The 24351-nt window shown below is 62.2% G+C and carries 29 protein-coding genes and 1 tRNA gene; 8 read left to right on the top strand and 22 right to left on the bottom strand.

Annotation, left to right across the window (positions count from 1 at the left end; genetic code table 11):
* Positions 1-327: 327 nt before the first annotated feature.
* The 6 genes from C3Y92_RS06250 to C3Y92_RS06225 are packed head-to-tail and all read right to left on the bottom strand — an operon-like array spanning position 328 to position 4246.
* On the bottom strand, positions 328-1452 hold the full coding sequence (locus C3Y92_RS06250) for a Jag family protein (protein WP_129350723.1): 1125 nt from the start codon (positions 1450-1452) through the stop codon (positions 328-330).
* Between the two features lie 60 nt (positions 1453-1512).
* The gene (yidC, locus tag C3Y92_RS06245; RefSeq protein ID WP_129350720.1) at positions 1513-3111 is read right to left on the bottom strand and encodes a membrane protein insertase YidC; all 1599 of its coding nucleotides are present in this window, start codon (positions 3109-3111) and stop codon (positions 1513-1515) included.
* Between the two features lie 35 nt (positions 3112-3146).
* Complete coding sequence (gene yidD / locus C3Y92_RS06240) at positions 3147-3401, bottom strand: membrane protein insertion efficiency factor YidD (RefSeq protein ID WP_129350717.1); 255 nt, start codon at positions 3399-3401, stop codon at positions 3147-3149.
* Positions 3386-3781 (bottom strand): ribonuclease P protein component, encoded by a 396-nt coding sequence (rnpA, locus tag C3Y92_RS06235; protein WP_129355804.1) that lies wholly within the window; start codon positions 3779-3781, stop codon positions 3386-3388. Before rnpA ends, yidD begins: the two co-directional genes overlap by 16 nt.
* A complete protein-coding gene (gene rpmH, locus C3Y92_RS06230) occupies positions 3781-3918 on the bottom strand; it encodes a 50S ribosomal protein L34 (RefSeq protein WP_006918232.1) in 138 nt (45 codons plus the stop codon). Before rpmH ends, rnpA begins: the two co-directional genes overlap by 1 nt.
* 58 nt (positions 3919-3976) lie before the next feature.
* On the bottom strand, positions 3977-4246 hold the full coding sequence (locus C3Y92_RS06225; protein WP_129350714.1) for a hypothetical protein: 270 nt from the start codon (positions 4244-4246) through the stop codon (positions 3977-3979).
* A gap of 119 nt (positions 4247-4365) precedes the next feature.
* On the opposite strand from C3Y92_RS06225, the gene C3Y92_RS06220 reads away from it, so the two are divergent.
* The 3 genes from C3Y92_RS06220 to C3Y92_RS06210 all read left to right on the top strand — a co-directional run bounded on the left by C3Y92_RS06220 (position 4366) and on the right by C3Y92_RS06210 (position 5272).
* A tRNA-Met gene (locus C3Y92_RS06220) sits at positions 4366-4442 on the top strand.
* A 241-nt stretch (positions 4443-4683) separates the two neighbouring features.
* On the top strand, positions 4684-4971 hold the full coding sequence (locus tag C3Y92_RS06215) for a type II toxin-antitoxin system RelE family toxin (protein ID WP_129350711.1): 288 nt from the start codon (positions 4684-4686) through the stop codon (positions 4969-4971).
* Complete coding sequence (locus C3Y92_RS06210; protein ID WP_129350708.1) at positions 4940-5272, top strand: helix-turn-helix domain-containing protein; 333 nt, start codon at positions 4940-4942, stop codon at positions 5270-5272. The genes C3Y92_RS06215 and C3Y92_RS06210 overlap by 32 nt, the downstream gene beginning before the upstream one ends.
* 96 nt (positions 5273-5368) lie before the next feature.
* Here C3Y92_RS06210 and C3Y92_RS21265 read toward each other — a convergent pair whose 3' ends face one another.
* Positions 5369-5680 (bottom strand): hypothetical protein, encoded by a 312-nt coding sequence (locus C3Y92_RS21265; RefSeq protein WP_207214030.1) that lies wholly within the window; start codon positions 5678-5680, stop codon positions 5369-5371.
* A gap of 110 nt (positions 5681-5790) precedes the next feature.
* Here C3Y92_RS21265 and C3Y92_RS21260 point away from each other — a divergent pair, with 110 nt between their 5' ends.
* Together C3Y92_RS21260 and C3Y92_RS06200 are read left to right on the top strand one after the other, a co-directional pair.
* The gene (locus tag C3Y92_RS21260; protein WP_207214050.1) at positions 5791-6060 is read left to right on the top strand and encodes a hypothetical protein; all 270 of its coding nucleotides are present in this window, start codon (positions 5791-5793) and stop codon (positions 6058-6060) included.
* Complete coding sequence (locus C3Y92_RS06200; RefSeq protein ID WP_092193044.1) at positions 6057-6521, top strand: lysozyme; 465 nt, start codon at positions 6057-6059, stop codon at positions 6519-6521. Before C3Y92_RS21260 ends, C3Y92_RS06200 begins: the two co-directional genes overlap by 4 nt.
* 18 nt (positions 6522-6539) lie before the next feature.
* Here the strand turns inward: C3Y92_RS06200 and C3Y92_RS06195 are convergent, their stop codons facing one another.
* From C3Y92_RS06195 to C3Y92_RS06125, 15 genes are all read right to left on the bottom strand, one after another.
* Positions 6540-7691, bottom strand: a complete 1152-nt coding sequence (locus C3Y92_RS06195) for a S1C family serine protease (RefSeq protein WP_129350705.1) — start codon at positions 7689-7691, stop codon at positions 6540-6542.
* A 23-nt stretch (positions 7692-7714) separates the two neighbouring features.
* Positions 7715-8680 carry a zinc metalloprotease HtpX gene (locus C3Y92_RS06190; protein WP_129350703.1) on the bottom strand — a complete coding sequence of 322 codons (966 nt, stop codon included), beginning with the start codon at positions 8678-8680 and terminating at the stop codon, positions 7715-7717.
* Positions 8658-9155, bottom strand: a complete 498-nt coding sequence (psiE-GI, locus tag C3Y92_RS06185; protein ID WP_012761374.1) for a heat resistance protein PsiE-GI — start codon at positions 9153-9155, stop codon at positions 8658-8660. Before psiE-GI ends, C3Y92_RS06190 begins: the two co-directional genes overlap by 23 nt.
* Entirely contained in the window at positions 9152-10867 is a 1716-nt protein-coding gene (gene kefB-GI / locus C3Y92_RS06180; protein ID WP_124082454.1) for a heat resistance system K+/H+ antiporter KefB-GI, read from the bottom strand. The genes psiE-GI and kefB-GI overlap by 4 nt, the downstream gene beginning before the upstream one ends.
* A gap of 3 nt (positions 10868-10870) precedes the next feature.
* Positions 10871-11311: a heat resistance system thioredoxin Trx-GI gene (gene trx-GI, locus C3Y92_RS06175; protein WP_000787151.1), complete on the bottom strand. Its 441-nt coding sequence runs from the start codon at positions 11309-11311 to the stop codon at positions 10871-10873.
* The gene (locus C3Y92_RS06170; RefSeq protein ID WP_029611654.1) at positions 11301-12446 is read right to left on the bottom strand and encodes a hypothetical protein; all 1146 of its coding nucleotides are present in this window, start codon (positions 12444-12446) and stop codon (positions 11301-11303) included. The genes trx-GI and C3Y92_RS06170 overlap by 11 nt, the downstream gene beginning before the upstream one ends.
* A 98-nt stretch (positions 12447-12544) precedes the next feature.
* Positions 12545-13156 (bottom strand): HdeD family acid-resistance protein, encoded by a 612-nt coding sequence (locus tag C3Y92_RS06165; RefSeq protein WP_000993372.1) that lies wholly within the window; start codon positions 13154-13156, stop codon positions 12545-12547.
* Between the two features lie 85 nt (positions 13157-13241).
* Positions 13242-14129, bottom strand: coding sequence for a YfdX family protein (locus C3Y92_RS06160; RefSeq protein WP_129350701.1), 888 nt, complete (start codon positions 14127-14129; stop codon positions 13242-13244).
* A gap of 102 nt (positions 14130-14231) precedes the next feature.
* On the bottom strand, positions 14232-15146 hold the full coding sequence (gene yfdX1, locus C3Y92_RS06155) for a heat resistance protein YfdX1 (protein ID WP_129350698.1): 915 nt from the start codon (positions 15144-15146) through the stop codon (positions 14232-14234).
* Between the two features lie 22 nt (positions 15147-15168).
* On the bottom strand, positions 15169-15627 hold the full coding sequence (gene hsp20-GI, locus C3Y92_RS06150; RefSeq protein ID WP_032174845.1) for a small heat shock protein sHSP20-GI: 459 nt from the start codon (positions 15625-15627) through the stop codon (positions 15169-15171).
* A gap of 78 nt (positions 15628-15705) precedes the next feature.
* Positions 15706-17535, bottom strand: a complete 1830-nt coding sequence (gene ftsH, locus C3Y92_RS06145) for an ATP-dependent zinc metalloprotease FtsH (protein ID WP_129350694.1) — start codon at positions 17533-17535, stop codon at positions 15706-15708.
* 27 nt (positions 17536-17562) lie between these two features.
* Complete coding sequence (gene cls / locus C3Y92_RS06140) at positions 17563-18993, bottom strand: cardiolipin synthase (RefSeq protein ID WP_129350690.1); 1431 nt, start codon at positions 18991-18993, stop codon at positions 17563-17565.
* A 17-nt stretch (positions 18994-19010) separates the two neighbouring features.
* Entirely contained in the window at positions 19011-21860 is a 2850-nt protein-coding gene (clpK, locus tag C3Y92_RS06135; protein ID WP_129350687.1) for a heat shock survival AAA family ATPase ClpK, read from the bottom strand.
* Between the two features lie 93 nt (positions 21861-21953).
* Entirely contained in the window at positions 21954-22523 is a 570-nt protein-coding gene (locus C3Y92_RS06130; RefSeq protein ID WP_129323687.1) for an Hsp20/alpha crystallin family protein, read from the bottom strand.
* 35 nt (positions 22524-22558) lie between these two features.
* Entirely contained in the window at positions 22559-22840 is a 282-nt protein-coding gene (locus C3Y92_RS06125) for a helix-turn-helix domain-containing protein (protein WP_012761384.1), read from the bottom strand.
* Between the two features lie 158 nt (positions 22841-22998).
* Here C3Y92_RS06125 and C3Y92_RS06120 point away from each other — a divergent pair, with 158 nt between their 5' ends.
* From C3Y92_RS06120 to C3Y92_RS06110, 3 genes are read left to right on the top strand one after another with little or no spacing between them, the layout of a single operon-like run.
* Entirely contained in the window at positions 22999-23205 is a 207-nt protein-coding gene (locus tag C3Y92_RS06120; RefSeq protein WP_041276954.1) for a hypothetical protein, read from the top strand.
* 36 nt (positions 23206-23241) lie between these two features.
* Positions 23242-23676: a hypothetical protein gene (locus C3Y92_RS06115; protein WP_011369120.1), complete on the top strand. Its 435-nt coding sequence runs from the start codon at positions 23242-23244 to the stop codon at positions 23674-23676.
* A gap of 55 nt (positions 23677-23731) precedes the next feature.
* Positions 23732-23965 carry a DUF2188 domain-containing protein gene (locus C3Y92_RS06110; protein WP_129350685.1) on the top strand — a complete coding sequence of 78 codons (234 nt, stop codon included), beginning with the start codon at positions 23732-23734 and terminating at the stop codon, positions 23963-23965.
* Positions 23966-24351: the final 386 nt, after the last annotated feature.

Raw genomic sequence — 24351 nt, 5'->3', positions numbered from 1 at the left:
CGACCTCGGCGCATCCAGGCAACGTCCCGATCATGGGCGTGGCGGAAACGGGCTTGTATAGGAAATACGCTGCAAGGTCGAGGGGAAGGCGGCTGTGTTCGCGACTGGAAGCCTCTCGCTGCAAGATGGTTCCCGAGAATGCCGAAGCCATTGCTGCCCGCCGCACTGTCCACAACCACGCTTCGCGCTGTTGCGTGGCGGGCGGCCGACAAAGTCCCGCCCCCCGCCGAACAGTTGCGCAGCCGCCGCTCGACTGCCGCCGCAAACAACAACGGCGGGGCATGACGCCCCGCCGTTCGCGAACATGATTGGTGCGCCGAGGCGCGCTTAGGAACGCGGGCTGGACTGGGCCTCGCCCCGGCCGCCGCGCGGCAGGATGAGCACGCGCTTGAGCGGCCCTTCACCCTTGGAACGGGTGGAGATGCCCTCGTCTTCCTGCAAAGCCAAGTGTACGACCCGGCGATGGTAGGAAGACAGCGGCTTGGTGGACTGGGGGCGACCCAGGGTCTTGGCCTTGTCGGCCAGGAAAATGGCCATCTTGCGCAAATTGTCGTCCTGGCGCTCGCGGTATTCGCCGGTGTTGATCTGGACCTTGACCGGGCTGCCGTGGCGGCGGATGACGATGCGGTTGACGATATACTGGATGGCGGCCAGGGTCTGGCCCTCGCGGCCGATGAGCAGGCCGGAATTTTCCTCGTCAAAGATCAGCACGGACACGCGTTCGCTGTGGCCGGAGATCTCGAATTCAGGACGCTGGCCGAGGATGCCGTCGAGCATGTGCTCCATGGCCTCGCGCACGATGGCGGACAGTTCAGGGGTCAGCGGCTGCGGCTCGGCAGCCGGCGCGGCCCGGCGGGGTTCGCGGTTGGAGCGGCCGGAATCGCCTTCGCCCTGGTCGCGGACGTCGTCGAAGTCATCCTCAAAAGGTTCGTCGTCGCCGGAAAGGTCCGACACGACAGGCGCGGCCTGTCGGGGGAGCGGCGGCGTTTCGGCCTTGGGGGCCGGAGCGCTCGGCGCGGCCGGTGCGGCCGGCGCGGCGCTCTGGACAGGGGCCGGCCGGTCTTCGACCGGCGCGGGGGCGGGCTTGGGAGCCGGCTTGGATTCGGCCTTGGGCGCGGCCTTGGCCTGGCCTTCATTGCGTTGGGCATCGCCCTGACGCTGGTTGCCGCGACGGCCGCCGTCGCGTCGGTCTGCGTTGTCGCGGCGGTCGCTTTCCCGGCGGTCATTGTCCCGGCGCTCGCCCTTGCCGCCCATGTCGGAGAGGAGATTGACCTCCTCGCGCAGCCGGGCCCGGACCTGGGCTTTTTTCTTGCCGACGAGGCCAAAGATGCCCGACGAGCCGCCGGAGAGGATCTCGACCTCAAGCTTTTCCCGGGGCGCGCCCAGACTGCGGCAGGCTTCTTCCATGGCCTCGTCCACGGATTTGCCGCTGTAGGTCTTCCATTCGCTCATAGTTGCTCCTTGGGTTGCGCTTCCATCTGTTCGCGGCCGTGGATGCTCGCTGACGAGGCGTCAGGACTTCTTGTTGAGCATCCATCCCTGCTGGGCGATGGAAATGACGTTGTTGACCAGCCAGTAGATGACCAGTCCGGAGGGGAAGTTGAGGAACATGAAGGTGAAGATGACAGGCATAAAGAGCATGACCTTGGCCTGGGTGGGATCGCCCGGGGCCGGGGTCATCTTCTGCTGGATGAACATGGTACCGCCCATGATCAGCGGCGTGATGTAAAACGGGTCCTTAGCCGAAAGGTCGGCCAGCCAGATCATGTTGGTGAAAGGCAGATGTGTGATGAACGAGGCATGGCGAAGTTCAATGGAATGCAGCAGAGCCTGGTACAACCCGAAAAAGACGGGAATCTGCACGATCATGGGCAGACAGCCGCCAGCCGGATTGACCTTGTAGGTCTTATACAGCTGCATCATCTCTTCATTCATCTTCTGGCGGTCGTCCTTGTACTTCTCACGCAACTGGGTGAGCAGCGGCTGGAGCTTTTTCATCTGCTCCATGGACTTGTAGGATTTCTGGGACAGGGGCCAGAAAATGAGCTTGATGAGGATGGTCAGCAAAATAATGGCCACGCCGTAGTTGCCGACGTAATCATAGAAGAAGTGCAGGAGCTTTATAAGCGGCTTGGCCACGAAGTCGAACCAGCCGTAGTCGATGGAGGCGACCAGCTTGTGCGGGGCCATCTCCAGGTACTTGGGCACCTTGGGGCCAAGGAAATAGGCAATGGAGAGATCGGAACGGCCGCCGGCCGGGACCTCCAGACCGTCCTTGTCCAGGGCGACGCGGAACACGCCGTCCTCAAGCTTGGCCTTGCCGCGCAGATCGGCGGCCTCGGGCACGATGCCGACCAGGAAGTAGTTGCTCATGACCGCGCCCCACTCCATGGGCTTTTCCGGAGCCACGCCTTCGGCCAGCGTCTTCTCGCCGCTTTCGAGGTCAAGGCCCGACGCGCCGTAGAAGGCGGCCTGGGTGGGGTTGTAGGAGTCGTCCGCAGCCGAAAGGCGGTCCACGGCCACGGTCAGGGACAGGCGGTTGCGCAGGGGCGCGCCGCCGTTGTTGGACAGGGAGAACTTTTCATCAATAATATAGGAGTCGCCGGAAAAGGTCAGTTCGCGCTTGACGACCACGTCGCCCATGCGGCCGGCCAGGACCACGGTTCCGGCCGCGCCGGCTTCAAGCTTCAGGTCGCCGCCTTCGGCCGACCATTCGACGTTCTGCCAGGTGGGGGAGCCATTTAAGATGATGCCCAGCGGAGCCTTGGCCTTGGCCTTGTCGTCGATGAGATTGACCAGGGGCGAATCAGGCTTGATGGTCTCGCGGTAGTTCTTGAGGGCGAACTGTTCCAGGACGCCGCCGACGGAATTGATGACGGCGGTATACAGCGGCGTGTCGATGGTGATTTTCTTGCCCGGGGTGGGGGCGAAAGCGGCCAGGGTTTCAGCCTTGGCGGCGGGCGCGGTCGGGCTGGACTGGGCCGGGGCGTCCTGCTGGCTGACGGCGGCGTCAGGCTTGGGCGCCTGTTGTGCGGGGGGGAAGAGGAAATTCCAGCCGACCAGGACGGCAAGAGAAAGGGCCACGGCCAAAATTACGCGTTTGTTTTCCATTGTCCTTTATATCCCGTCGAAGTGTGGATGCGCCGTCATGGCGAAGCGCGCCAGGGAGCGCGCAGGAGGTGCGGCAATACGGCAGGCACAGGATCGTACCCGCCACGGGCCAGGGGGTGGCAGCGCAGAAGCCGCCAGAGGGCAAGCAGGCCGCCGCGAGCCACGCCGAAGCGCTCCACGGCTTCGACGGCGTAGGCGGAACAGGAGGGCGCAAACCGGCAACACGCGGGCTTAAGCGGCGAGATGGCCAGCTGATAGCATTTGAGAGCCCAGATCACGGCGCGTCGCATGGGTCCACGCTTCCCGGCCAAGCCGGGCGGTCGAGGTCCTTGGCCATCCTGATAAGGAGCGGGCGCAAATCGCTTATGGCCTGATGCAGGTCCAACCGGCGCGGGTCGAGGCATTTCTTGGCAACGACGACGACGTCCAGGCCGGCCACGGCCTGGGGGGCGCACAAACGAAAACATTCGCGCACCACCCGCTTGACGCGGTTACGCGCGACGGCGTTGCCGACTTTTTTGCTGATGGCCATGCCAAGCCGCCAGGGCGCGTTCGCCTCCGCTCGCGGCAGGACAAAGAGCAGGAAAGCCTTGCCATGGTAACGGCGGCCTGCTTCGAAGCAGGCCGCGAATTCCCTACCCGTCCGGAGCCTGTGCGCCGGAGGAAAGATTAGACGGCCAGGCGCTTGCGGCCCTTGGCCCGACGACGGCGCAGGATGGCCTGTCCGTTTTTGGTCCGGGAACGCACCAGAAAGCCGTGGCTGCGGTTTCTGCGAATCTTGCTCGGCTGGTATGTCTTCTTGCTCATGCATAATCTCCAAAGAATTGTGGTGAACGTTTTTCAATAGCCGTCTTCCCCCCGCTCGTCAAGGAAGTTTGCGGACCGTCTCCGCCAAAGGGGTATCGGGGCGCGGCTCCAGGCCCCGGGCTCCCCGACGCGGGCCGGCACGTTGGCCGAACCAGACGGTCAGCGCGGCAGCCAGCCCGCCGAGGCCCAAAACGGGATCGGCCTCGGCCCAGGCGGCCAGGGTGACAAAACCACCCCCGCCCAGGGCCAGCCACCTTGCCCGTTTTTGGCCAAACAGGGAAGCCCCGAAGCAGGCCAAGCCCGCGCCAACGAGGACTTGCGTTTCCATCAAAGCGTCAACCTACTGTTATTTAAAGGTATCAACCAATGACATCCGAATAAATGCGATTTTTTCATAATTTCCGCTTGACGGGAAGGGCCGATTTGCCTAGATACATTTCTCCACGACGCGGGGTGGAGCAGACCGGTAGCTCATCGGGCTCATAACCCGAAGACCGTGGGTTCAAATCCCACCCCCGCAACCAGGAAGTCCAAGGGCTTACAGCAAAAACGCTGTAGGCCCTTTTTCTTTTCCCAGGCTATTTTTTGGCATTAAATGGCTTTTAGTGGTGGCAAATTGGTGGCAATCGCCCCGAGGAAAGGGGCTGGCGGCCCTCCCCTCCTCCCCGGGGCCGGCGGGCGTGGTGGCAATCTGGCGGGCCGGGACGGGACGGTGGTGGCAATTCTCTATCTTGACTTGTTGTCAAAAAATGACAATATACCTCTATGAATTGGACGGTGACATTTTCGCCCAAGGCGAAAAAGCAGAAAACAAAGCTCCCGGCCCGGATTGCTGAACGCCTGGATGCTCTGCGGATCAAAATCGAGGCTGCCGGCCCCGTCCAACCCAGCGTCCCGCATTTCGGGAGGCTCCAAGGATGGCCCGGCGAAACCTACCACTGCCATCTCAACAAGGGCCGCCCAACCTATGTCGTCATCTGGCAAGTTGAAGAAGATTCCGTACAAGTGGTGGAGGTAATTTATGTTGGAACTCACGAAAAAGCCCCGTACTGACGGGCTTTGGGAAATCTGCGCCGTTGTCCCGGAGAATCACGTCAACCGGGTGACTCTGGCTATCAAAGAAGCTACGGAACCGAGCATTCCCGCATCCGAAGTTTTCCCCGAATCTACGCCCGGTTCCCGGCTGCGCGGCGCGCGAGGGCTTATGGGTCTGACCCAAGCCGAACTGGCGGCCAAGATCGGCGTGGGCGTGCCGAATATTTCGGCCATGGAGCACAACCGCCGGCCCATCGGCAAGGCCATGGCAAAGAAGATCGGAGAAGCGTTGGATTTTCCGTGGACGGCGCTTTTGTAAGCCCAGGACTGCTCGCCAGCCCTGCCGAAGACAATGTAAAGAAAAAGGCCCCAGGATCACCCCCGGGGCCTTTTTCTTTGACGTTTCCTCGTCGCCTTATCCTGTCCCACCGCTTTGGCCTTGTGCACTTAAAACTTTATGCGCTCGATATAGCTCATATCGACAGAATGCAGCGGCTCTATTTCCCTCGGCGCGCAAAGACACGCGACCTTTATTACCCGATTTGAATTGGCCGCCTCCCGAATGGAGGATCACTATCCGGAAATCGAGCAGATCTGCAATGAGATCGCCCAACTCATTATGCCGTTGCATCGGACTATGGTGGACGGCGTCGAACGGGATGTTCTTCATCATTTCTGGGTCCAGGTGAAGCAGTGCTCGAATTGCCAGAACGATGTAGAGCTCCATCCCCATTTCCAACTGGCCTACTCCAAAGAGAAGGGCCTGCAGTGGGTATTCTGCAAGGACTGTCATGCAGTCCACGAATTGCCGATTGAACGCAAGCTGCTGCACTGCTTTTGCGGCAAGCGCACCACTATCAGCGCGGGCACGCACGGCAACGGGATCATGACCTGCCCGAACTCAAGCACACACAGAAGATCGCAGCGGATGACCTTGACGGTGCCGAAAGCCCCACTTGGAGGCTCTTTGCCCAGGAGTATCTGGTCGGAACCGGCAAGAACTGCACAAGGCATTTCAAGCGCGTCGAAGAGGCCGACCAGGCGCTGTGGGCCGGGGTGCTGAACTTCTGGTTTTTGGGTCGCGTGTTCGACCGGGTGCGGCCGTGATCGAGGTGCCGCAATCGGCCATCGATCTGGCCAAGCGCTTCGAGGTCTTCCGCCGCGTTCCGAAAACCGATCCGGGCCGCGCGTATCCGTACATCTGCCCGGCAGGCTTCTGGACGATTGGCTTCGGCCACCTCTGCGATGCCCAGCACCCGCCGATCACCGAGGACGAAGCGGAAGCCTATCTCGCCCGCGACCTGAGCACGGCGCTGGCCGCCACACTGCGCTACTGCCCGGTGTTGGCCTCCGAACCCGAAGGGCGGCTGGCGGCCATCGTGGACTTCACATTCAATCTCGGCGGCGGTCGCTTGCAGACCTCGACGCTGCGGCGGCGGGTGAACCAGCGGGACTGGGCCGCTGCCGCGACTGAGCTGCGGCGCTGGGTCTATGGCGGCGGCAGGGTGCTGCCGGGGCTTGTCACGCGGCGGGAGGCTGAGGCCACTTGCCTGCTCCGCGCCGCCTGATAGACCGGGTCGATTCAATCAAATCCCCGGTTGCAGCTCCACACGCACTTCGCGCGTTTTGCCGGCCCGTTCCACTGACAAGACCACCACATCGCTGACCTTCCTGTCGTCTAGCCGCGCGAGCAGCTTAGCCACATCGTCCGTCGCCTTGCCATCAACACCGATGATGCGGTCGCCGGGCACGATGCCTTGCGGCGTGACTTCGACACCCGCGAGGCCGGCCTTGTGCGCTGCCGAACCAGGGGTAACACGCAGCACGAACACGCCCTTGCTTCCAGTCAGCGCCAGCAGGCGCTGATTGAGCTGTTCGTCCACCTCAATGCCCAGCGCCGGACGGATGTACTTACCGGTCTTGATGAGTTGCGGGACTACGCGCATGACGGTGTCCACCGGCACGGCGAAACCAATCCCGGCCGAGGCGCCGGAGGGGCTATAGATCGCCGTGTTGATGCCGATGAGCCTTCCTGCCGAATCGAGCAGCGGCCCACCGGAGTTGCCAGGGTTGATGGCGGCGTCGGTCTGGATCAGGTGATCGATGGCCGGGCCGCCCGCTTCTCCGGGTAACGAGCGGTCGAGCGCGGAGACGATACCGGTGGTGAGCGTCCAGTCCAGGCCGAAGGGGTTGCCGATGGCAAAGACCTTTTGACCCACCTTGAGGTCGGCGCTGGTGCCGATCGGCACGGCAGGCGGGCGCTTGAAACCGACGCCGATCTTGAGCACAGCGATGTCGTGCGCGGGGCTTGCCCCCACCAGCGCGGCTTGGTAGTCGCGGCCGTCGGCGAGTTTGACGGTGGCTTCGGACGCACCCTGGATGACGTGGAAGTTGGTGACAACGTGGCCGGCGTCGTCCCAGATGAAGCCCGAGCCGGTGCCGCGCGGCACGGAGAAGACATTGCGCGTCCAGACGTCGCGCACCAGCTGCGCGGTGGTGATGTAGACCACCGAAGCGCGCGATTCTTCGAACAGTTCGATGGTGACTTTCTCGTCCGCCGCCAGATCGCCACGCGCCGTCACGGTGCGTTCTGCCGCCTCGCGCGGACTGAACCAGGCCTCGATGGCGGGCAGAAACTGCCACAGCAGCATGAGCGCGGCAATGCAGGCGGTGATGAAGAGCCAGCGACGGATAAAGTGGTCCTGTGGCGGGCGCGCGTACGGGTGGGGGTAGCCCATGAAAAGTCTCCTGTTGAAGGCAATCAGCGCCACAGTCCACTCGGGCGCCAGCGCGGGGGGCGCGGCGTCACAGCGGATTCCGGCAAGAAATGGGGCGCGTGAAACGGCAAGGCTGTTGCTGGTCCAGGCGCCAACGTCAGCAGGCGTGAGATGCGATCTTGCGTTGCCGGATGCGTGCGCAACCAGGATGGCTCGGGATTGCCCCATCCCGGCCACAGCCAGGCACGCCAGGAGCGACTGACCCGCTCGATCTTCGCCAGCGCGGACGCTAGCCCTTGCGGGTCGCCGGTCAGTTCCGCCGCGAGGCGGTCAGCGTCGAACTCACGCACGCGAGACAAGCCGAGCTGTGCGAGCAGGGCCAGCTGGGGCGATGCGGCCAATAACAATAGACCAGGCCAATAGACCTCCGCCGCGCCAACCAGCAGTGCGGGCAAGCTGAGCAGGATCGCGATCTGTCCCATGAGGGCTAGCAGGCTCGTGAGTCGACTGACGGAATCCGCCAGCCCCATGACACGCAGATCCTCATTAGCGATGTGCGCGACCTCGTGCGCGAGCACACCCGCCAGTTCGCGCGAACTCAGGTTGCGCAGCAGGCCATCGGTAAGGGCGATCGATGCCTCCTGCTTCGAGCCGGTGGCGAAGGCGTTGACGACGGCACTGGGCACGTAGTGCGGCACCGGCGTGGCGGGCAAACCGGCACGGGCGGGCAGCTCGCGCAACAGGGCCCACATCTCGTGGGCTTCTTGCGGGTGCAAGGCCCGTACGCGGTACAGGCGCAAGCTCAGCGCCGACGCGGCTACCGGTTCCAGCAGCAACGCACCTGCAACGGCAAACAGCGCGAGCCACAGGCCGCCTTCCCCAAACGGCAGTCTCCCTGCTGCGGCTGCGATCCCGACCAGGGTCAGGACCAACAGCCCGGTCTGCAGGCGGTTGAGCCAGCGGTGTTGCAACAGCGCCGTGCGCGGATCACTGGGATGATGACGGGTCATGCTCAGAGGTCTCGGCGGCGCGGTCGCCGCGCTTGCGCAGCAGCCAGTAGGTCGCACCCAGAGCCAGCGTGGCGCCTGCCAGCGCGGCTATCTTTGCGGGGCTCGCCTCGGGGTCAAGGATCACGAACTTGCGCGCCAGCGCGATCAGACCGATGAGGATCACGGTCTTGACCTGGATGATGCTGTCCCGACGCAGCGCCACGCGCACGATGGAATGCTTGAACTCCATCGCGATCAAGAGCGTCATGATCATGCCGAACACACTCTGGAATACCTTGTGATCCAGGGGATTGAAGGCATCGAGGACCAGCAGCGTGAAGACGATGGCGATGAGCTGGAACAGTGACACCACGATGATGACGGCAATTACCGCCGACAGAACGAGGGCGACGACCTGCTCGAAGCGCTCGTATAAACTCATGATGGCCCATTGGTCACGGAAGACCTGAAATGGATTGCGGCCTGTTGACTTCATGCAGATGGACTCCCTGCGACATTGCCGCTGTCGAGACGGCGGCGCATCGCACTGATGTTTCGTTCGACGAGCTCGGCCGACATGCCAAGCGACGACATCACTTGTTCCGCCAGCCCAAGGCCTGCGGCAAAGGATTGCTGGTACACACGCACGTTGGGCATGGCGCGAAATGCATCGGCCGCGGTCGTACTTCTGCATGACACCCACAAGGTCAGCGCCGGACGGCGCTCGGCAATCGCCTGGGCGATGCGCAGCACTTGCTGGGCATGGGCGAACGTGAGCACCACCAGACGCGCTTGCGCCAACCCGGCAGCCAGCAGGGTATCGGGCCGACTCGCATCGCCATGGAACACCGGCACGCCGGCGGCACGCTCGGCCTCTACCTTCTGCTCGTCTGCTTCCAGCAGCAGATGCGCCACGCCGGCGTGGCGAAGAATCTCACTGACGGTCAGGCCAAGCTCGCCCGCGCCGCAGATGATGACGTGGTCTCGAAATCGCGCTGTCTGCGCGGTGATCTCAACTTCTTCAGCCTGGGGTGGCTGAATGACGCCGCCGGTGCGGCTCAAGAACCGGGCAAGTACATCGTGATGGCGGATCAGCAGCGGTGCCAAGGCCATGCTGAGCACCAGCGCGACCAGCATGGGTTGTACGACGGTCGCGGGAATCAGATGCTGCTGCAAGACCATGCCCAACAACAGCAGGGCGAACTCGCCGCCATGCCCCAACGCTATGCCCGTGCGCCAGGCATCGAGGGCGGATAGGCGCGTCGCCCGCAAGGCCAGGGTGTTGAGCCCGATCTTGACCGGTACCAGCACTGCCAGCCACGCGAACACCGCCAGTGGTGCCGAAAGAATCTGCGCTCCGTCCAACTGCAGGCCGATGGTCACGAAGAACACCCCCGACAACACATCGCGAAACGGTTTGAGGTGGCTTTCCATGTGGTGACGGAAGTCGCTCTCGCCCAGCACCATGCCGGCCAAAAACGCACCCAGGGCGGCGGATACGCCGACCGCGTGTGCAGCAGCGGCGGCAGCCACCACCACGCACAAGGAAACCAGCACGAAGGATTCTTCGTGGCCCTGCCGCGCCACCCAGCCCAGCAGGCCATGCAACAGACGACGGGAGGCGAGGGCCGCTGCCGCGAACAACATCAGCACGCCCAACACTTCGAGCAGCACGCTCTCGATCTTCGGCGACTCGCCGCGCGCCCAGATCGCCAGCAGGGCCAGCAGGGGCACGCTGGCCAGGTCCTGAAAGACCAGCACGGCGATGGCGCTGCGGCCGTGGCGGGTGGTGAGCTCGCCTTGGTCGGCCAGCTGTCGGCTGACCAGCGCCGTGGACGACATGGCCGCCGCAGCGCCGAGCAGCGCAGCGCTCTGAGCTGGCTGCCCCAACCCCATCAGCATCAGGGTCAGAGGTGCGGCCACAACGACCATCTGCAAACTGCCAGCCACCAGTACGGTCTTGCGAGTGAGCCAAAAGTGCCCGAGGGAGAATTCCAGTCCGACCATGAACAGCAGCAGCGCCACGCCCAGCTCGGACAGAAAATCAAGCGCTTCTCCCGGCGCGACTACACCGCCGACCGACGGGCCCAGCAAGGCGCCGACGGCGAGGTAACCCAGCAAGGCGGGTACTCTGAACGCCGCCGTCGCCACCGCCGCGAGGCTGCATGCCGCCAGCAGGATCAGGGTGGCGCCGAGCAAGTCCTGCATCGGTCAGCGCCCCACCTGTGCAGATGCCCAGCGCACGATGTCCTGCGAGCCCATGGCGCCTGCCTGGCGGGCGATCTCACGTCCGCCCTGGAACAGGGCGAGCGTCGGAATGCTGCGGATACCGAACTGCGCGGCCAGGTGGGGCTCAGCCTCGGTGTTCACCTTTGCCAGCCTGATCCCGGGTTCGAGCTGGCGCGCGGCTTGTTGAAACTGCGGCGCCATCATCTTGCACGGCCCGCACCAGGGCGCCCAGAAATCGACCAGCAGCGGCAGATCGCTGCGCTCCACGTGGCGCGAGAACGTCGCCGTCGTCAACTCGATGGGCTCGCCGGTGAACAAGGGCTGCTGGCAGCGGCCGCAGTTGGGACGATCCGCGAGCTTGGCGGCCGGCACGCTGTTGATGGACTGGCAATGTGGGCAGACGATGTGGAGTTCATTTTTCATGGTTCGCTTCCTTGGACTGCGGTGAGGTTGCCTCGCTTCGGATCACCGACATCGCCGACCAATTTACGCCTTTGATCCAATCGTTCCCGTCTTCGCTCACGCCGGCATCTTCCACGTGAGCCGCAATGAAGGCTTCGGCTTGAATGAGCCCCGCTCTGACAGCATCTATCTTATTAGGCATCCGCAGGATTTCAGCAGCGCAGCCTGCATCCAGCCCATCCACCCGGATAAGCAGAAAAATGCGGCGCCACAAGTGCGGCATACCCTTCATCAGGTCGAATGCAAATGCGAATTCGCTCGATCTGTCACCAATTTCCTCCTGTTCGGCGATTGCTGCTGGGTCGGGAAGCCGACTATCAGCCATGACGTCGGCCAGGCTGAGTGCGTCATCAGGCTGATAAAACTCGTAGAACTCTTCCTCTACCATGGCCTCCGCCATGTCCTGCGCATCCGCTTCGACCGGCGCATCCAGCGAAACGGCCTCGCCATATTGCCGGCTGTTTGCCACTTCGCGATCAATGACGGCAAAAAGATGCTTCAAAAGATCGAGGTAAGCGGCATTTTCTTCTGGAACGGATGTCCATACCGATTCAGCCAGAGCAATCGCTTCGTCCACCACGTCGTGCAGCGTCGGATAATCGCGAGGCAAATCACCGGCGGCATGCAGATAAGCCAACTCGCGTTGCGCAACGGCCTCAACCTTCGGCAGCAGCGTCTCGATTATCCCGCGTGCTTGCTGGACGACAGAGGCAGGTTGAGTGTCGATCCGCGCCTTGAGCTCGCGCAAGCGTTCACGACGCGCCTTACGCTTGATTTGATCCTGAGCGCTCAGCCGATCAAAGTGCTTCTTGGCCTGCCGGAACAACGCCTGCGCTAGCATGTGCGCGAGAGGCGTCAGATCGTTATGCGATGCAGTGACGCTGACGATTTTTTTGCCCGGCAAGTGCATGTGGCCACTGGCCGTTAAGCGAGATCCTTTTTTCGCGCGTTCGAGGACGATTTGAAGACGTACCGAATCTTCGGAGCGCTTTTCGATCAGCGGCTTGAGAGCGGGTTCAACCGCTTTTTCTACAGACATTCGCCAAGGTTCATGAAATTCTTTTTCGACGAGTCGATAGCTATATTGTATACGCATGCTCAAGCCCTTTAGGGTTGTCCGCCCAGGTGAGTGGACCCGGGTGATTGGATATGTTGATTTTCAAAGATGATCTTACGGTTTGGTTTTTCACGCCCTTACCTCTGACGCGCTTTGCGCAAACGCCAACTAAGAAGCAAAAGAGTCATACCGAAGATCGCAGCATGGAAACCCAATACCCAGCCCGCGGCCAGAAATGATTCGATCGGGCGGGTAAAAAACATCCATAGGATGATCGCACCGAGGAGCACGGAAAGCAGGCCGCTGAGGGCAAGCCAGATCTCGCCCTTGATTTCCCGGCGTAGACGAACGGCGGCGGATATCTCCAGCATACCGGTGAAAATTGCCCAGAATGCCACGCTTACCCACAAGAAATAGGCCAACGCCAAAGTGGCAGCCAGAGGGGCAACTACCACAACGACACCGGTGAGTATGCCGACGATGCCGCTGAACAACAGCCAGCCCCAGCGCTGCTTTTGCCGCATTTGCCGCACCGCTGCAACCAGGTTGAACGCACCATTGACCAAAGAAAATGCGCCGAACACTATCGTCATGGCGAACAAAGCCGAGTGTGGCATCCAGAATGCGAGGACTGCAAAAATCAACGCGAATATGCCGCGCAGCGCAAACAACCACCAATTTTGGGTCAGTGAACACACGGCATCGGCAGGGTTATCCGCATTCGAATCGGCGATGGTATTTGCATTCATGCGATATCTCCTTGATGGATCATGAGATCAGGAAAATCAAGCCTTCATCGCGAAGAGAGGGGCTATTCGCCCCTCTCTTGCGGTTTTAGAACAGCTTTGACAGCTTTGCCTTGATTTCATCGAGCCAGCCTTTTCCGCTCCCGCCTCCGGCCGTCTTTTCCTTGACTTTCTTGAGTTCAGAGTACAGGGGCTCAAAGTCCTTCTTTTTGCCATAGCCCAGCAGTTCTGCCATTTCCAACTGCTGCCGGGCTTCGTTTAACAAGTCCTGCAGGCGTTCACCGGACGCCTCGCTGCGCTGGCCATCTTCTGTCAAGGTCTCGGCGCGCTTGACGAGCAGTTTGGCGCGCAGGATGGGCAGCGGGATGACGCTGAGTGTCTCGACGAGCGTGCCGAGCGCCAACTGCAGCGCGGCCTTGGCCTCTTCGATCTTGCCCTGATCGATCAGCGGCACGACGGATTTCACGGCTGCCGGGTAAGTCGCCAGAGGGATGTTGGTGACCGCAATCACGATTTCGCTGGCCAGCAATGCCAACACGCGACGAGCGCGTTGCACCTCGCCATGTTTGAGGGCATCCAGCGCCTCGTCAGTCATCGCCTCAACGGTTTCCGTGTTGGCGAACAAGTCGTGCACGATGGTGCGCACATCAACGGGGGCCAGGGCGAGCGTGGGTTCGCGTGCAACGATCAGCTCCAGCTTTCCCGTCACTTCGGCCAGCGTTGCCAGTGCTCGCGCGGATTCTTTTTCGTCCAGGGCCGCCAGCGCTGATTTGGTCAGCGCCAAGGCCGAGACGGCCTCATCGAGGACTTGTTTACGTTTGTCTGCCGCTTGCGAGTCCGTTTCCTTCTGAACCTCAGGCTGTACCTCCGTGACGACTTCGGGCTTGGGCTCTGGTCTGGCAGGAAGGCTGCTTACCGCGGCCTGTTCGTTCGTGCCTTCGTTGATCGCGTTGGGATTCGATGTTTGCTCATTCATGGTGATATGCCTCGTATGAGATAGTGAAAATAGGGGAATCTATTGGGGCCGACTGCGAATATCGCGAGACTGACCGATGGAGCAGTCGGCCCCTTCATCACCTCAAAACAGCTTTTGGATGCGCGTCTTCAACTCGTCGAACCATCCATTGCCGCTTTTGCCACCAGCCGACTTTTGCTCAATGGACTTCACCTGATCGAAGATGGGTTTGAAGTCCTCCTTCTTGCCATAACCCAGGATTTGCGCCAGCTCGATCTCCGTGCGCACGGACGACAGCAAGGTGCTGAGCTCCTCGTTCTGCTTGGCATCGCGCTTGTCAGTCTCGGCCAGCTTTTCAGCTTTTGCCATCGCGGCTTCAGCCCGTAGCACGGGCAGAGGAAAGGCGACCGAGGTCACCACCAGCGTGTTCAGTGCTCGGGCGAGTTCCGCCTTGGCGTCGTCGATCTTGCCGCTGTCGATGAGCCGTGCGGCCGACTTGATCGCTGCCGGGTACGTTGCCATCGGCAGGTTGTCGGTTTCGATCACGATTTCGCTGGCCAGATTGGCAACGATGGGCCGGGCCTTTTGCACCTCGCCATCACCCAACAACTCCTGAGACAACTTGACCGCTTTCTTTACCGATTCCACGTTGGCGTGGATATCGTGGGTGATGACGCGTACATCGACGGGCGCCAAAGCAAGTTTTGGGTCACGCGCCAATACCAGTTCCAGCTTTCCGCTGGCCAGTTCCAGCGCAGCGAGCGCCTCCTTGGTCTTCTTTGCATCAAGGAGGATCAATGCCTCATGGGTCTTGGCCAGCGCAGTGATTGCATCTTGGGCGAGTTCGGCGCGCTTTTCCGCGGCTTCCCGGGCGACCTTGTCATCTACCTGTGGCTGTGCCGCCTTGGATGCGGCAGAGGGTGCTGCAGCACCTGGGCTAGAACCTGCCGCCGATTGGGCCAGAGCCGGTCCGCTCAGTCCGACGACGACCGCCAGGGCAAGTGCGGAGAAGATGTATTGTGGCTGTTTGATATTCATGATCTTGGGCTCCTAATTAAAGTTAGTTGACTGAGATTTCAATCTGTTTCGGTTTGGCTTGCTCGGCCTTGACAAGCCGCACTTCCAGCACGCCGTCTTTCATGGAAGCCGTCACCTTGGTCGGATCAACGTTGTCAGGCAAGACAAAGCTGCGCACAAAGCGGCCATACGCACGTTCGATGCGGTGGAACTTCTTGCCCTGCTCCTCTTTTTCCAGTTTGCGCTCGCCGCTGATGGTGAGCACACCGTTTTCCGCGCTGACGCGCACGGCATCCTTGGGGACCTCCGGCAGATCCAGCTTGAGGAGGAATGCGTTCTCATCCTCGCTGATATCCACCATTGGTGCCCAGTCCGCCGTGGTCATGGCTTCGTTGCCGGTACGGGCGCCCTGTCGCTGGGGTGTCCGTCCGAACATCGTCGCCAGGCGGTTTTGCAATTCATCCAGTTCCCGGAAGGGGTCCCACGGAGTCAATGCAGACATATCGGTTCTCCTTGAACAATGCCGGCGAATTGGATGACGCACCGAACAGAGCCGCCGGTTCACTCTGAACAGCGCCTACTACTTTTCGTTTCTATCAAGAACAAGTCCTTGGGTCAATTGAAGGATGTCGTTCTCGTCGAGCGTTTCCCGCGCCAGCAGTTCGCGCGCACAACGCTCCAGCACCGCGCGGTTGGTGTCGAGGATCCGGTAGGCGCGCTCGAACACGCCCATCACGATGTCGCGGATGGCCTGATCGATGCGCGCCTGGGTCGATTCGGCCACCCGGCAGCCGCCGTGGGCCAGTTCCGGTGTATCGAGAAAGCGTGGCCGCTGCGCCTCGAAGGCGATGTAGCCCAGTCCTTCGTCCATGCCAAAGCGGGTGATCATGTCGCGGGCGATGTCGGTGGCTCGCGCCAGATCGTCCGCCGCCCCGGTAGACAACTCGCCGAACACCAGCTTTTCGGCGGCACGCCCGCCCAGCAGTACGGCGATCTTGTGCTCGAGATCGGTACGCGTCATCAGGAAGCGGTCTTCGGTGGGGCGCTGCAAGGTGTAGCCCAGCGCGCCGATGCCGCGCGGGATGATCGAGATCTTGTGCACGGGGTCGGTGCCGGGCAGCGCCAGCGCCACCAGCGCATGGCCCATCTCGTGATAGGCCACGGTTTCCCGCTCCTTGGGATTGAGTAATCGGTTCTTCTTCTCCAGGCCCGCCACGATGCGCTCGATGGCGGCGGTGAAATCCTGCAACTCCACGGCGGACGCTTTGCGCCGGGTCGCGGCCAGCGCGGCCTCGTTGACCAGGTTCGCGAGGTCTGCACCCGAAAAGCCCGTGGTCAGCGCAGCCACCTGTTCGAGATCGATATCCTGAGCCAGCGTCACCTTCTTGACGTGGACTTTCAGGATGTCCAGCCGTCCCTTCTTGTCGGGCCGGTCCACCAGCACCTGGCGGTCGAAGCGGCCGGCGCGCAGCAGCGCCTGGTCGAGGATTTCGGGGCGGTTGGTGGCGGCGAGGATGATCAGCCCCACCGAGCTGTCGAAGCCGTCCATCTCGGTGAGCAGCTGGTTGAGCGTCTGCTCACGCTCGTCGTGGCCGCCGATGGGCCCGCCGACGCCGCGTGCACGGCCCAGCGCGTCGAGTTCATCGATGAAGATGATGGCCGGCGCCTGCCCGCGCGCCTGCTCGAACAGGTCGCGCACCCGCGCCGCGCCCACGCCGACAAACATCTCGACGAACTCCGAGCCGGAGATAGAGAAGAACGGTACCCCGGCCTCGCCCGCCACGGCCTTGGCCAGCAGGGTCTTGCCCGTGCCGGGCGGGCCAACCAGCAACACACCTTTCGGGATGCGCGCGCCGAGGCGGCCGTAATCCTGCGGGTTCTTCAGGAAGTCGACGATTTCGACCAGCTCGGCCTTGGCCTCATCGACACCCGCGACATCGGCAAAGGTGACGCCGGTGTTCTTCTCCATGAACACCTTGGCGCGACTCTTGCCGATGCTCAGGAAACCACCCATGCCCTGCTTCTCGGCGAAGCGGCGGAACAGGAAGAACCAGACGCCGAAGAAGGCCACGGCCGGCAGAATCCAGGAGAGCACATCACGCAGCCAGGTGCTTTCCACCACTCGCGCGTAGGACACATCGTATTTCGACAGCTGCTCGGCCAGGTCGGGTTCGACGCGGGTGGCCACGATGGTGGTCTTGCCCCGGCTGTCCGGCGACTTCAGGCGCCCGGTGACCGTGCGGTCCGACACCAGCACTTCGGCGACGCGCCCCTCGGCCAGCGCCTTCTCGAATTCGCTGTAGGGCACGGGCTCGACGGTCTTGGCCGCCTGCCAGTAGTTCTGCAGCGTCAGCAGCAACAGGCCGGCGACGATCCAGTAGCCAATGTTCCATTGATCTTTCTTTTCCATGGGCAATGTTCCTCGCAAGTCGTGTCGCTAGAGAATGGGAGTGAACAGACGGGCCACCCCGTCGCGCAAGCGGATGGCCAGCGGGCGGGCGCGCAACGCCATCGCCGATATCTCGTCCGCCGCATCACGGGCGGCATCAAAAAGGGATGACAGCCGCGTAGACAACGCGGTGTCGTACACCTCCACATTGAACTCGAAGTTCAGGCGCAGGCTGCGTGCATCCCAATTGGCCGAACCCAGGCAGCACCACTGGCCGTCTATCAGCATCAGCTTGCTGTGGTCGAACGGGCCCGGCCGTTCGAAGATGCGCACACCGTGCTCAAGCACCTGCCAGTAGTGGGCGCGCGCCGCCCATTGCACCGTGGGATGGTCTCCGTTCGCAGGCGTCAGCACCTCGACGCGCACGCCGCGCAACGCGGCCGTGCTCAGCGCCGCGATCATCGGCTGATCGGGCACGAAGTAAGGTGTCCAGATGCGCACCGAATGCTTCGCCGCGCTCAAAGCGCCCATGAAGGTCCAGCGCATCCTGTCCAGGGCCTCATCGGGACCGGCCTCGATGCCGCGCGCCCAAGAGGTTCCTTGCTCATCAGCCGTTGCGGGCGGTTCGCCCCAGAAACCCTCGTTGAGCCGCTCGCCCGTGGTATCGCACCAATCGTCGGTGAAGCACCGAATCAGATGCGCAACCACCGGCCCGCGCAGACGAAAGTGCAAATCGTGACAGGCCTGCTCCGGCGCATCGGGCCGCCAATACGGGCTGAAGATGTTCATGCCGCCGGTGAAACCCGTCTCGCCATCGATCACCAGCAGCTTGCGGTGATTGCGCAGATGCGCGCCATGCAGGCGCGCGGGAATCAACGTCGGGTTGAACGTCGCCGCCGGAACGCCGGCGCGTTGCAAGGCGCGGTAGGCGCTGCGGGGCCTCCAGCGGGCATAGACGTCGTCGATCAGCACCCGCACTTGCACGCCGCGCTCATGAGCCCGGCGCAGCGCATCGACGAACTGCGCCCCGATGCCTTGGCCGTCGAAGATGTACGAAGCCAGCGCGACGCTGTGCCGCGCCGATTCGATGGCGGCGAGCATGGCCGGGTAGGCCTGCTCGCCATCGATGAGCGGCTCGATGCGGTTGCCGCTGGTCAGCGACTGGCCGGTGGCGCGTCCCACCAGGTACGCCAGGCCGGCAAGCGGCGGCGATACGGGCTCGGGCATCGTGGGCGAGAGGTCCTGCCGAACAGCAGGATCTGCCCCCGGGAAGAGCCGCCGCGCCCGCCGCTGGTAACGGTTGATGCCGAACAGCCCATACAGCAGCGAACCGCCCAGCGGCAACAAGGCGATCAGCAGTACCCACAGCGTGGCCGATCGAGGGTCACGCTTGTAGATGACCGCGTGCCCCGCTATGGGGATAGCGACCGCCAGCGACACGAGGGTGGCTGCCCATGTCAGCCCGTTGGGGTCGGACACGACAGCCTCCTCATGACTCAAGATTCGCCGCCCGCCGGCTTCTTCTTGCGCGCAGGCTTGCTCTCGTCGCTAGGCGGTGCCTCGGCCACGTTCGCGGCATCGGGCTTTTCAGGCTCGACCGGCTTCGCGGGCGGCTCCTGGCGCTCGAAGACCACCCGTTCGGCCTTGTCATCCCAGCGGGCGTTGGCGTGATCGCCCTTGCCGATGCCACCACCGAGCATCTCGCGCGCCAGTGCCGTCTCCAGCTCGCTGCGGATCAGCCGCTTGAGCTCACGCGCGCCGAACTCGGGCTTGTAGCCTTCCTCCGCGAAGTGATCGATCAAGGTCTGGTCGAAGGTCAACGTCACGCCCTGGCTGGCGGCGTTGCGGGCCACACGATCGAGCTGCAGGCCGACGATATGGCGGATCTCCTCCTTGCCCAGCGCATGGAAGACGATGATCTCGTCGATGCGGTTGAGGAACTCGGGGCGGAAGTGTCCGCGCAGCACGTCCATCACCTCGGACTTGGTCTTCTCGTATTCCTCGCCGGCGGCGCCACGGGCCTTCAGCCGACGCTGGATGATGTCCGAGCCCAAGTTCGAGGTGGCGATGATGATGGTATTGGTGAAATCCACCACCCGGCCCTTGCCGTCGGTGAGCCGCCCGTCGTCGAACACCTGCAGCAGGATGTTGTAGACGTCGGGGTGAGCCTTCTCGATCTCGTCCAGCAGCAACACGCTGTAGGGTTTGCGCCGCACTTTCTCGGTGAGCTGGCCGCCCTCGTCATAGCCCACATAGCCCGGAGGCGCGCCCACCAGGCGTGCCACGGTATGGCGTTCCCCGTACTCGGACATGTCGATGCGCAGCAGCGCACCTTCATCGCCATAGATGGACTCGGCCAGCGCCTTGGCGAGCTCGGTCTTGCCCACGCCGGTCGGTCCGAGGAACAGGAAAGTAGCAACCGGCTTGCTGCCCTCGCGCAGCCCCGCCCGCGACAACCGCACGGCATCGGCCACCGCGCGCACCGCTTCGTCCTGGCCCACCAGGCGCTCGTGCAGCCGCTGCTCCAGATGCAGCAGCTTCTCGCGCTCTTCCACCGTCAGCTCGTTGACCGGAATGCCGGTCAGGCGTGAGACGATCTGCGCGACATGCTCGGCCTTGACTTCGGCGCTGCCCGAGGCGCGCTCGCGTTCCCATTCCTCGACGAGCTTCTTGAGTTCAGTCTCCTTGGCCTCAATGCGCTTGCCCAGCTCGGCGGCCTTGTCGTACTGCTTGCGCGAGGCCACATAGTCCTGCTCACGCCGCAGCTGGTGCAGTTCGGACTCCAACTCTTGCACCGCCACCGGGCGGGCCGTAGCCGACAGCTTCACGCGTGCGGCCGCCTGGTCGAGCAGGTCGATGGCCTTGTCAGGCAAAAAGCGCGCGGTGATGTAGCGGTCCGACAACTCGGCGGCGGCGATGATCGCATCCTCGGTGATGCTGACCTTGTGGTGCGCCTCGAAGGTATCGCGCAGGCCGCGCAGGATCATCATGGTCTGCGCCACGGTCGGCTCGGGCACCATCACCGGCTGGAAGCGACGCTCCAGCGCGGCATCCTTTTCGATGTACTTCTGATACTCGTTGAGCGTGGTGGCGCCGATCAGGTTCAGTTCGCCGCGCGCCATCATCGGCTTAAACACGTTGGCCACGTCCAGCCCGCCTTCGCCGCCACCCTGGCCTGCACCGACGATGGCGTGCACCTCGTCGATGAAGAGAATCAGCTCGCCCTGGTGCTCGGTCACTTCCTTGAGCACCTTCTGCACGCGCTCCTCGAACTCGCCGCGGTACTTGGCGCCTGCCACCATGGCGTTGATGTTGAGTTCGACCAGACGCTTGTCGCGCAGCGTCTCGGGCACTTCGCCGGCGACCATCCGCTGCGCCAGTCCTTCGACAATGGCGGTCTTGCCGACGCCGGGCTCACCGATCAGCACCGGGTTGTTCTTCTTGCGCCGGGCCAGCACTTCGATGGTCGTCTCGATCTCCTGCGCGCGGCCGATGACCGGATCGAGCTTGCCCTCGCGCGCCATCTTGGTGAGGTCGCGCGAATACTTGTCGAGTTCCGGCGTGTTGGTCGGCGTCTCGGCGCGGCCATCCTCGGCCCCTTTGCCGACCACCTTGCTTACCTGCTGGCGCAGCGCTTGCGGCGTGAGGCCGTAACGGCGCAGCAGGTTGGCCGCCAAACCTTCGCCTTCCTCGGCGAGCCCGATCAGGAAATGCTCCGGCCCGACATAAGAGTGGCCGAGTTCGTTGGAGGCCACGAAAGCACGGCTGAGCGCGTCCTTGACCCGGGGCGACACGCCGATCTCGCCCTCGAACGGCTTATCGCCGCGCTTGGCTTCGGATTCGATCTGGCGCTTGAGGTCATCGACCTTGATCTTGAACTGCCCCAGGATGGTCTTGACCACGTCGCTGTCGGATAGCGCCAGCAGCAGGTGTTCGGTATCGACTTCGGCGCGCCCGAACTCTGCAGCGTGTCGGGCGGCCTCCTGCAATAGGGCCTCGGACTGTTCGCTGATACGGCTGGCGAGCCCACTGCCGCGACGGCGCGCGGTGCCCGTACCGGCCGGGGCGGGTTCGCCGAACGAGGCATCGACGACCTCGTCGGTATCGGCCGCCATGGACGGTGCGTCGTCACCGATGCGGAAGAAGTCGCTGCCAAGGAAGTCTTCGAATAGCCCGCTGCGCGAGCCGAACAAGGCTTCCAGCGGTGAGACGGTGCGCTTTTGCTGGCGCACCAGTTGGAGATAGTGATCGTCACACAACAGCATGGTGCTGTGGCGACCATTGAGATTGGCTTCCACCCGCACCGTGGCGGGCTGGCCGCAGACTTGGCATTGTTTTCTGGCCATGCTGATGCTCCTGTAAAGATTGATCTGACGAGGCACCGCCGATCACGGTGCCTCATCTCTTTGTGGTTTTTGAGAAAAACGCGCTGCCCCGCGTCAGCCGTTGATCGGGATCGAGCGGCCCTGCTTGGGCGCGCTGGCCTCGCGCTTTTCCATCGTGATCGTGAGTACGCCGTTCTTGAAAGCGGCCTTGATCGTGTCCTGGTTGGCATCGGCCGGCAGGTTCAGAGCGCGCTGAAAGCTGCCGTAGGAGCGCTCCACACGGTGGAAACCGCCGTCTTTCGTTTCCTGCTCCTGACGCTTTTCACCGCGAACCAGCAGCACGTCGTTGTCGAGCGTGATCTGGATGTCTTTTTCCTCGACGCCGGGCACTTCCAGGGCGATCTTGTACTGCTTGTCGGTCTCCTGGATGTCCAGCGCCGGCTTCAGCAGGCCCGGCCAGTCCGACGGCCAGCGTGGCATGGCCAGCGCCGGAAAGCCGAAGCCTCGAAACGTGTCGTCGAAGAGGCGGTCGATCTCGCGGTGCAATTGCAGGATGGGACTGACGGGCCCACCCGCCACCGGCAGGTCATTGCGCTGCACCGGCAGCGAGGCAGTGCTCTGTTGTTCTTCCTGCTCCTTCTTGAACCAGTTCCAGGGAGCCAATTTCTTGAAATCAATGTCCATGTCACACCTCCAGAAGAAAAATTGAAGACTCTCGCTCACTCCGTTTGCCTGCGGCGACGGACAGCGCGCCCAGACGACACGGAGTGTTCCGCTGACTTTGGCTGCTCATCTGTGCGTATCACCTCCTTCTTTCTGCCTGCTTGGATCTGATCATTGATCCATCGATCGATTTCACTTTGACGAAACCGCCACGTCCCGCCGACCTTGAAGGCCGGAATCTCCCCGTGCGAGGCGAGCCGGTAAAGCGTCCGCTTGCCGACTTTCAAGTAGGCAGCCAACTCGTCGAGTGTGAAGATCGCCTGCTGGCGCGCTGTCATACCACCCCCACAAGTTCCGACGTCACGCGGCCTCGCTCGAGGAAATTCTTACAAGACTTTAAATAATATTACGCCTAACATGCCGACAGTCAAGAATCAACATCCAGCGACCTGCTGGCCGATGGATGTGACTCCAATCTTCAAGGGTGATGGCCGGGATGGCCCGATCCGGTGACGACGGCAGCGGGTTGATCGGGACTTTTGTTATTGCATCGTCATCGGGCGTGGCCGTTCGGTTCTACCGGGATGTTGTTTCCACCTGCGCCCGGGCTTGCCGCGAACCTGCCGCCAACATCCGGGAGATGAAAGACTTTGTGAAACGCTACGAAGCGCACTGGGCAGATTGCGCCTGGCAGCCGGAGTGAACCTGTCTGGTTGAGTCAAAGCGCGAGGATTGATCAATGGTAACGGCAGATACACCATTCGAGCAGAAAAAATTGGGCCGCAAGCATATCAAGAGCTTCGCCAGCGGCATCGCTCATATGTTTGCCTGTTCGGCCCAGCATTATGCCTGGCTGGCGTATCAGCACCAGTTGCTGACGGTGGCAATTGACCTCCTGGAACTGCGAATCGAACCATCGGAATTCGACATTGAGAGGAACCGGACTCTTGCCAGTATGTGTCAGAGAACACTCCTCCGAAACGCCGGGCAACTGGCACCACCTGGCGCTGTGGTTACGGCGTCTCTCTCTGCCCACTTCGGGATTGATGACTATTCTGAAGACGGCCGTTCTGCTTCGATTGGTAGGTCCGTTTTCACCGTGATCCTGACCGATGACCGAAGCAAGGAGTGGCGCGTTGACCATGCTGAGGAGCGGATGCTGATGCAATCGTAGCGGAGAACGGTTGGTGCAACTCATATCAACAGAAACCATGAAATAGGAGGCGACCATGCCAAAGAAACCAGGATCACATCATGTCGTACCCAACGCCGACGGCGGCTGGGACGTCAAGAAAGACGGCGCGACCCGCAGCAGCGGCCACTTCGACAAGAAGCAGGATGCCGTCGATGCCAAGCGCAAGATCAGCCAGAACCAAGGCACCGAGTTCTACATCCACGGCAAGGACGGGAAGATCCAGAACAAGGACAGCCACGGGAACGATCCGTATCCGCCGAAGGGATGATGTCAGGATCAATTCGATTCCCGTTTTGGGAACTGAACCGGCGTCCGAAAACCGGATTCGAAGTTGTTGATGAAAAGCACCAGTTATCCGTTTTTACTGCAACCCGCCACCCTCGTCCGGTGCAGGGAAATCAGGGGAGAAAATCGTTTCTCTGGTCGGATTGTCGGGAAATGGTTGTGCGAGATGACTTCGGAGTTTATTATCAAGGAGTTACGAGGAACGCGGGCTTTGAGACTGTTTTGTGGTAGGTCATCGTTCCCTCCGATTTTGCCGGTCTGAGAGCTAACGCAAATCGGACTCACCTCAAAACCGCAAAAATTATTCACCCGGATTTCCCGCGTTCCCGATCTTCCGCCGACACAGCCTCACACCGAAATCCTGACTTT

Source organism: Solidesulfovibrio carbinolicus (assembly GCF_004135975.1).
Taxonomy (GTDB): Bacteria; Desulfobacterota; Desulfovibrionia; order Desulfovibrionales; family Desulfovibrionaceae; genus Solidesulfovibrio; species Solidesulfovibrio carbinolicus.
This window is presented reverse-complemented; position numbering and strand designations above follow the sequence as displayed.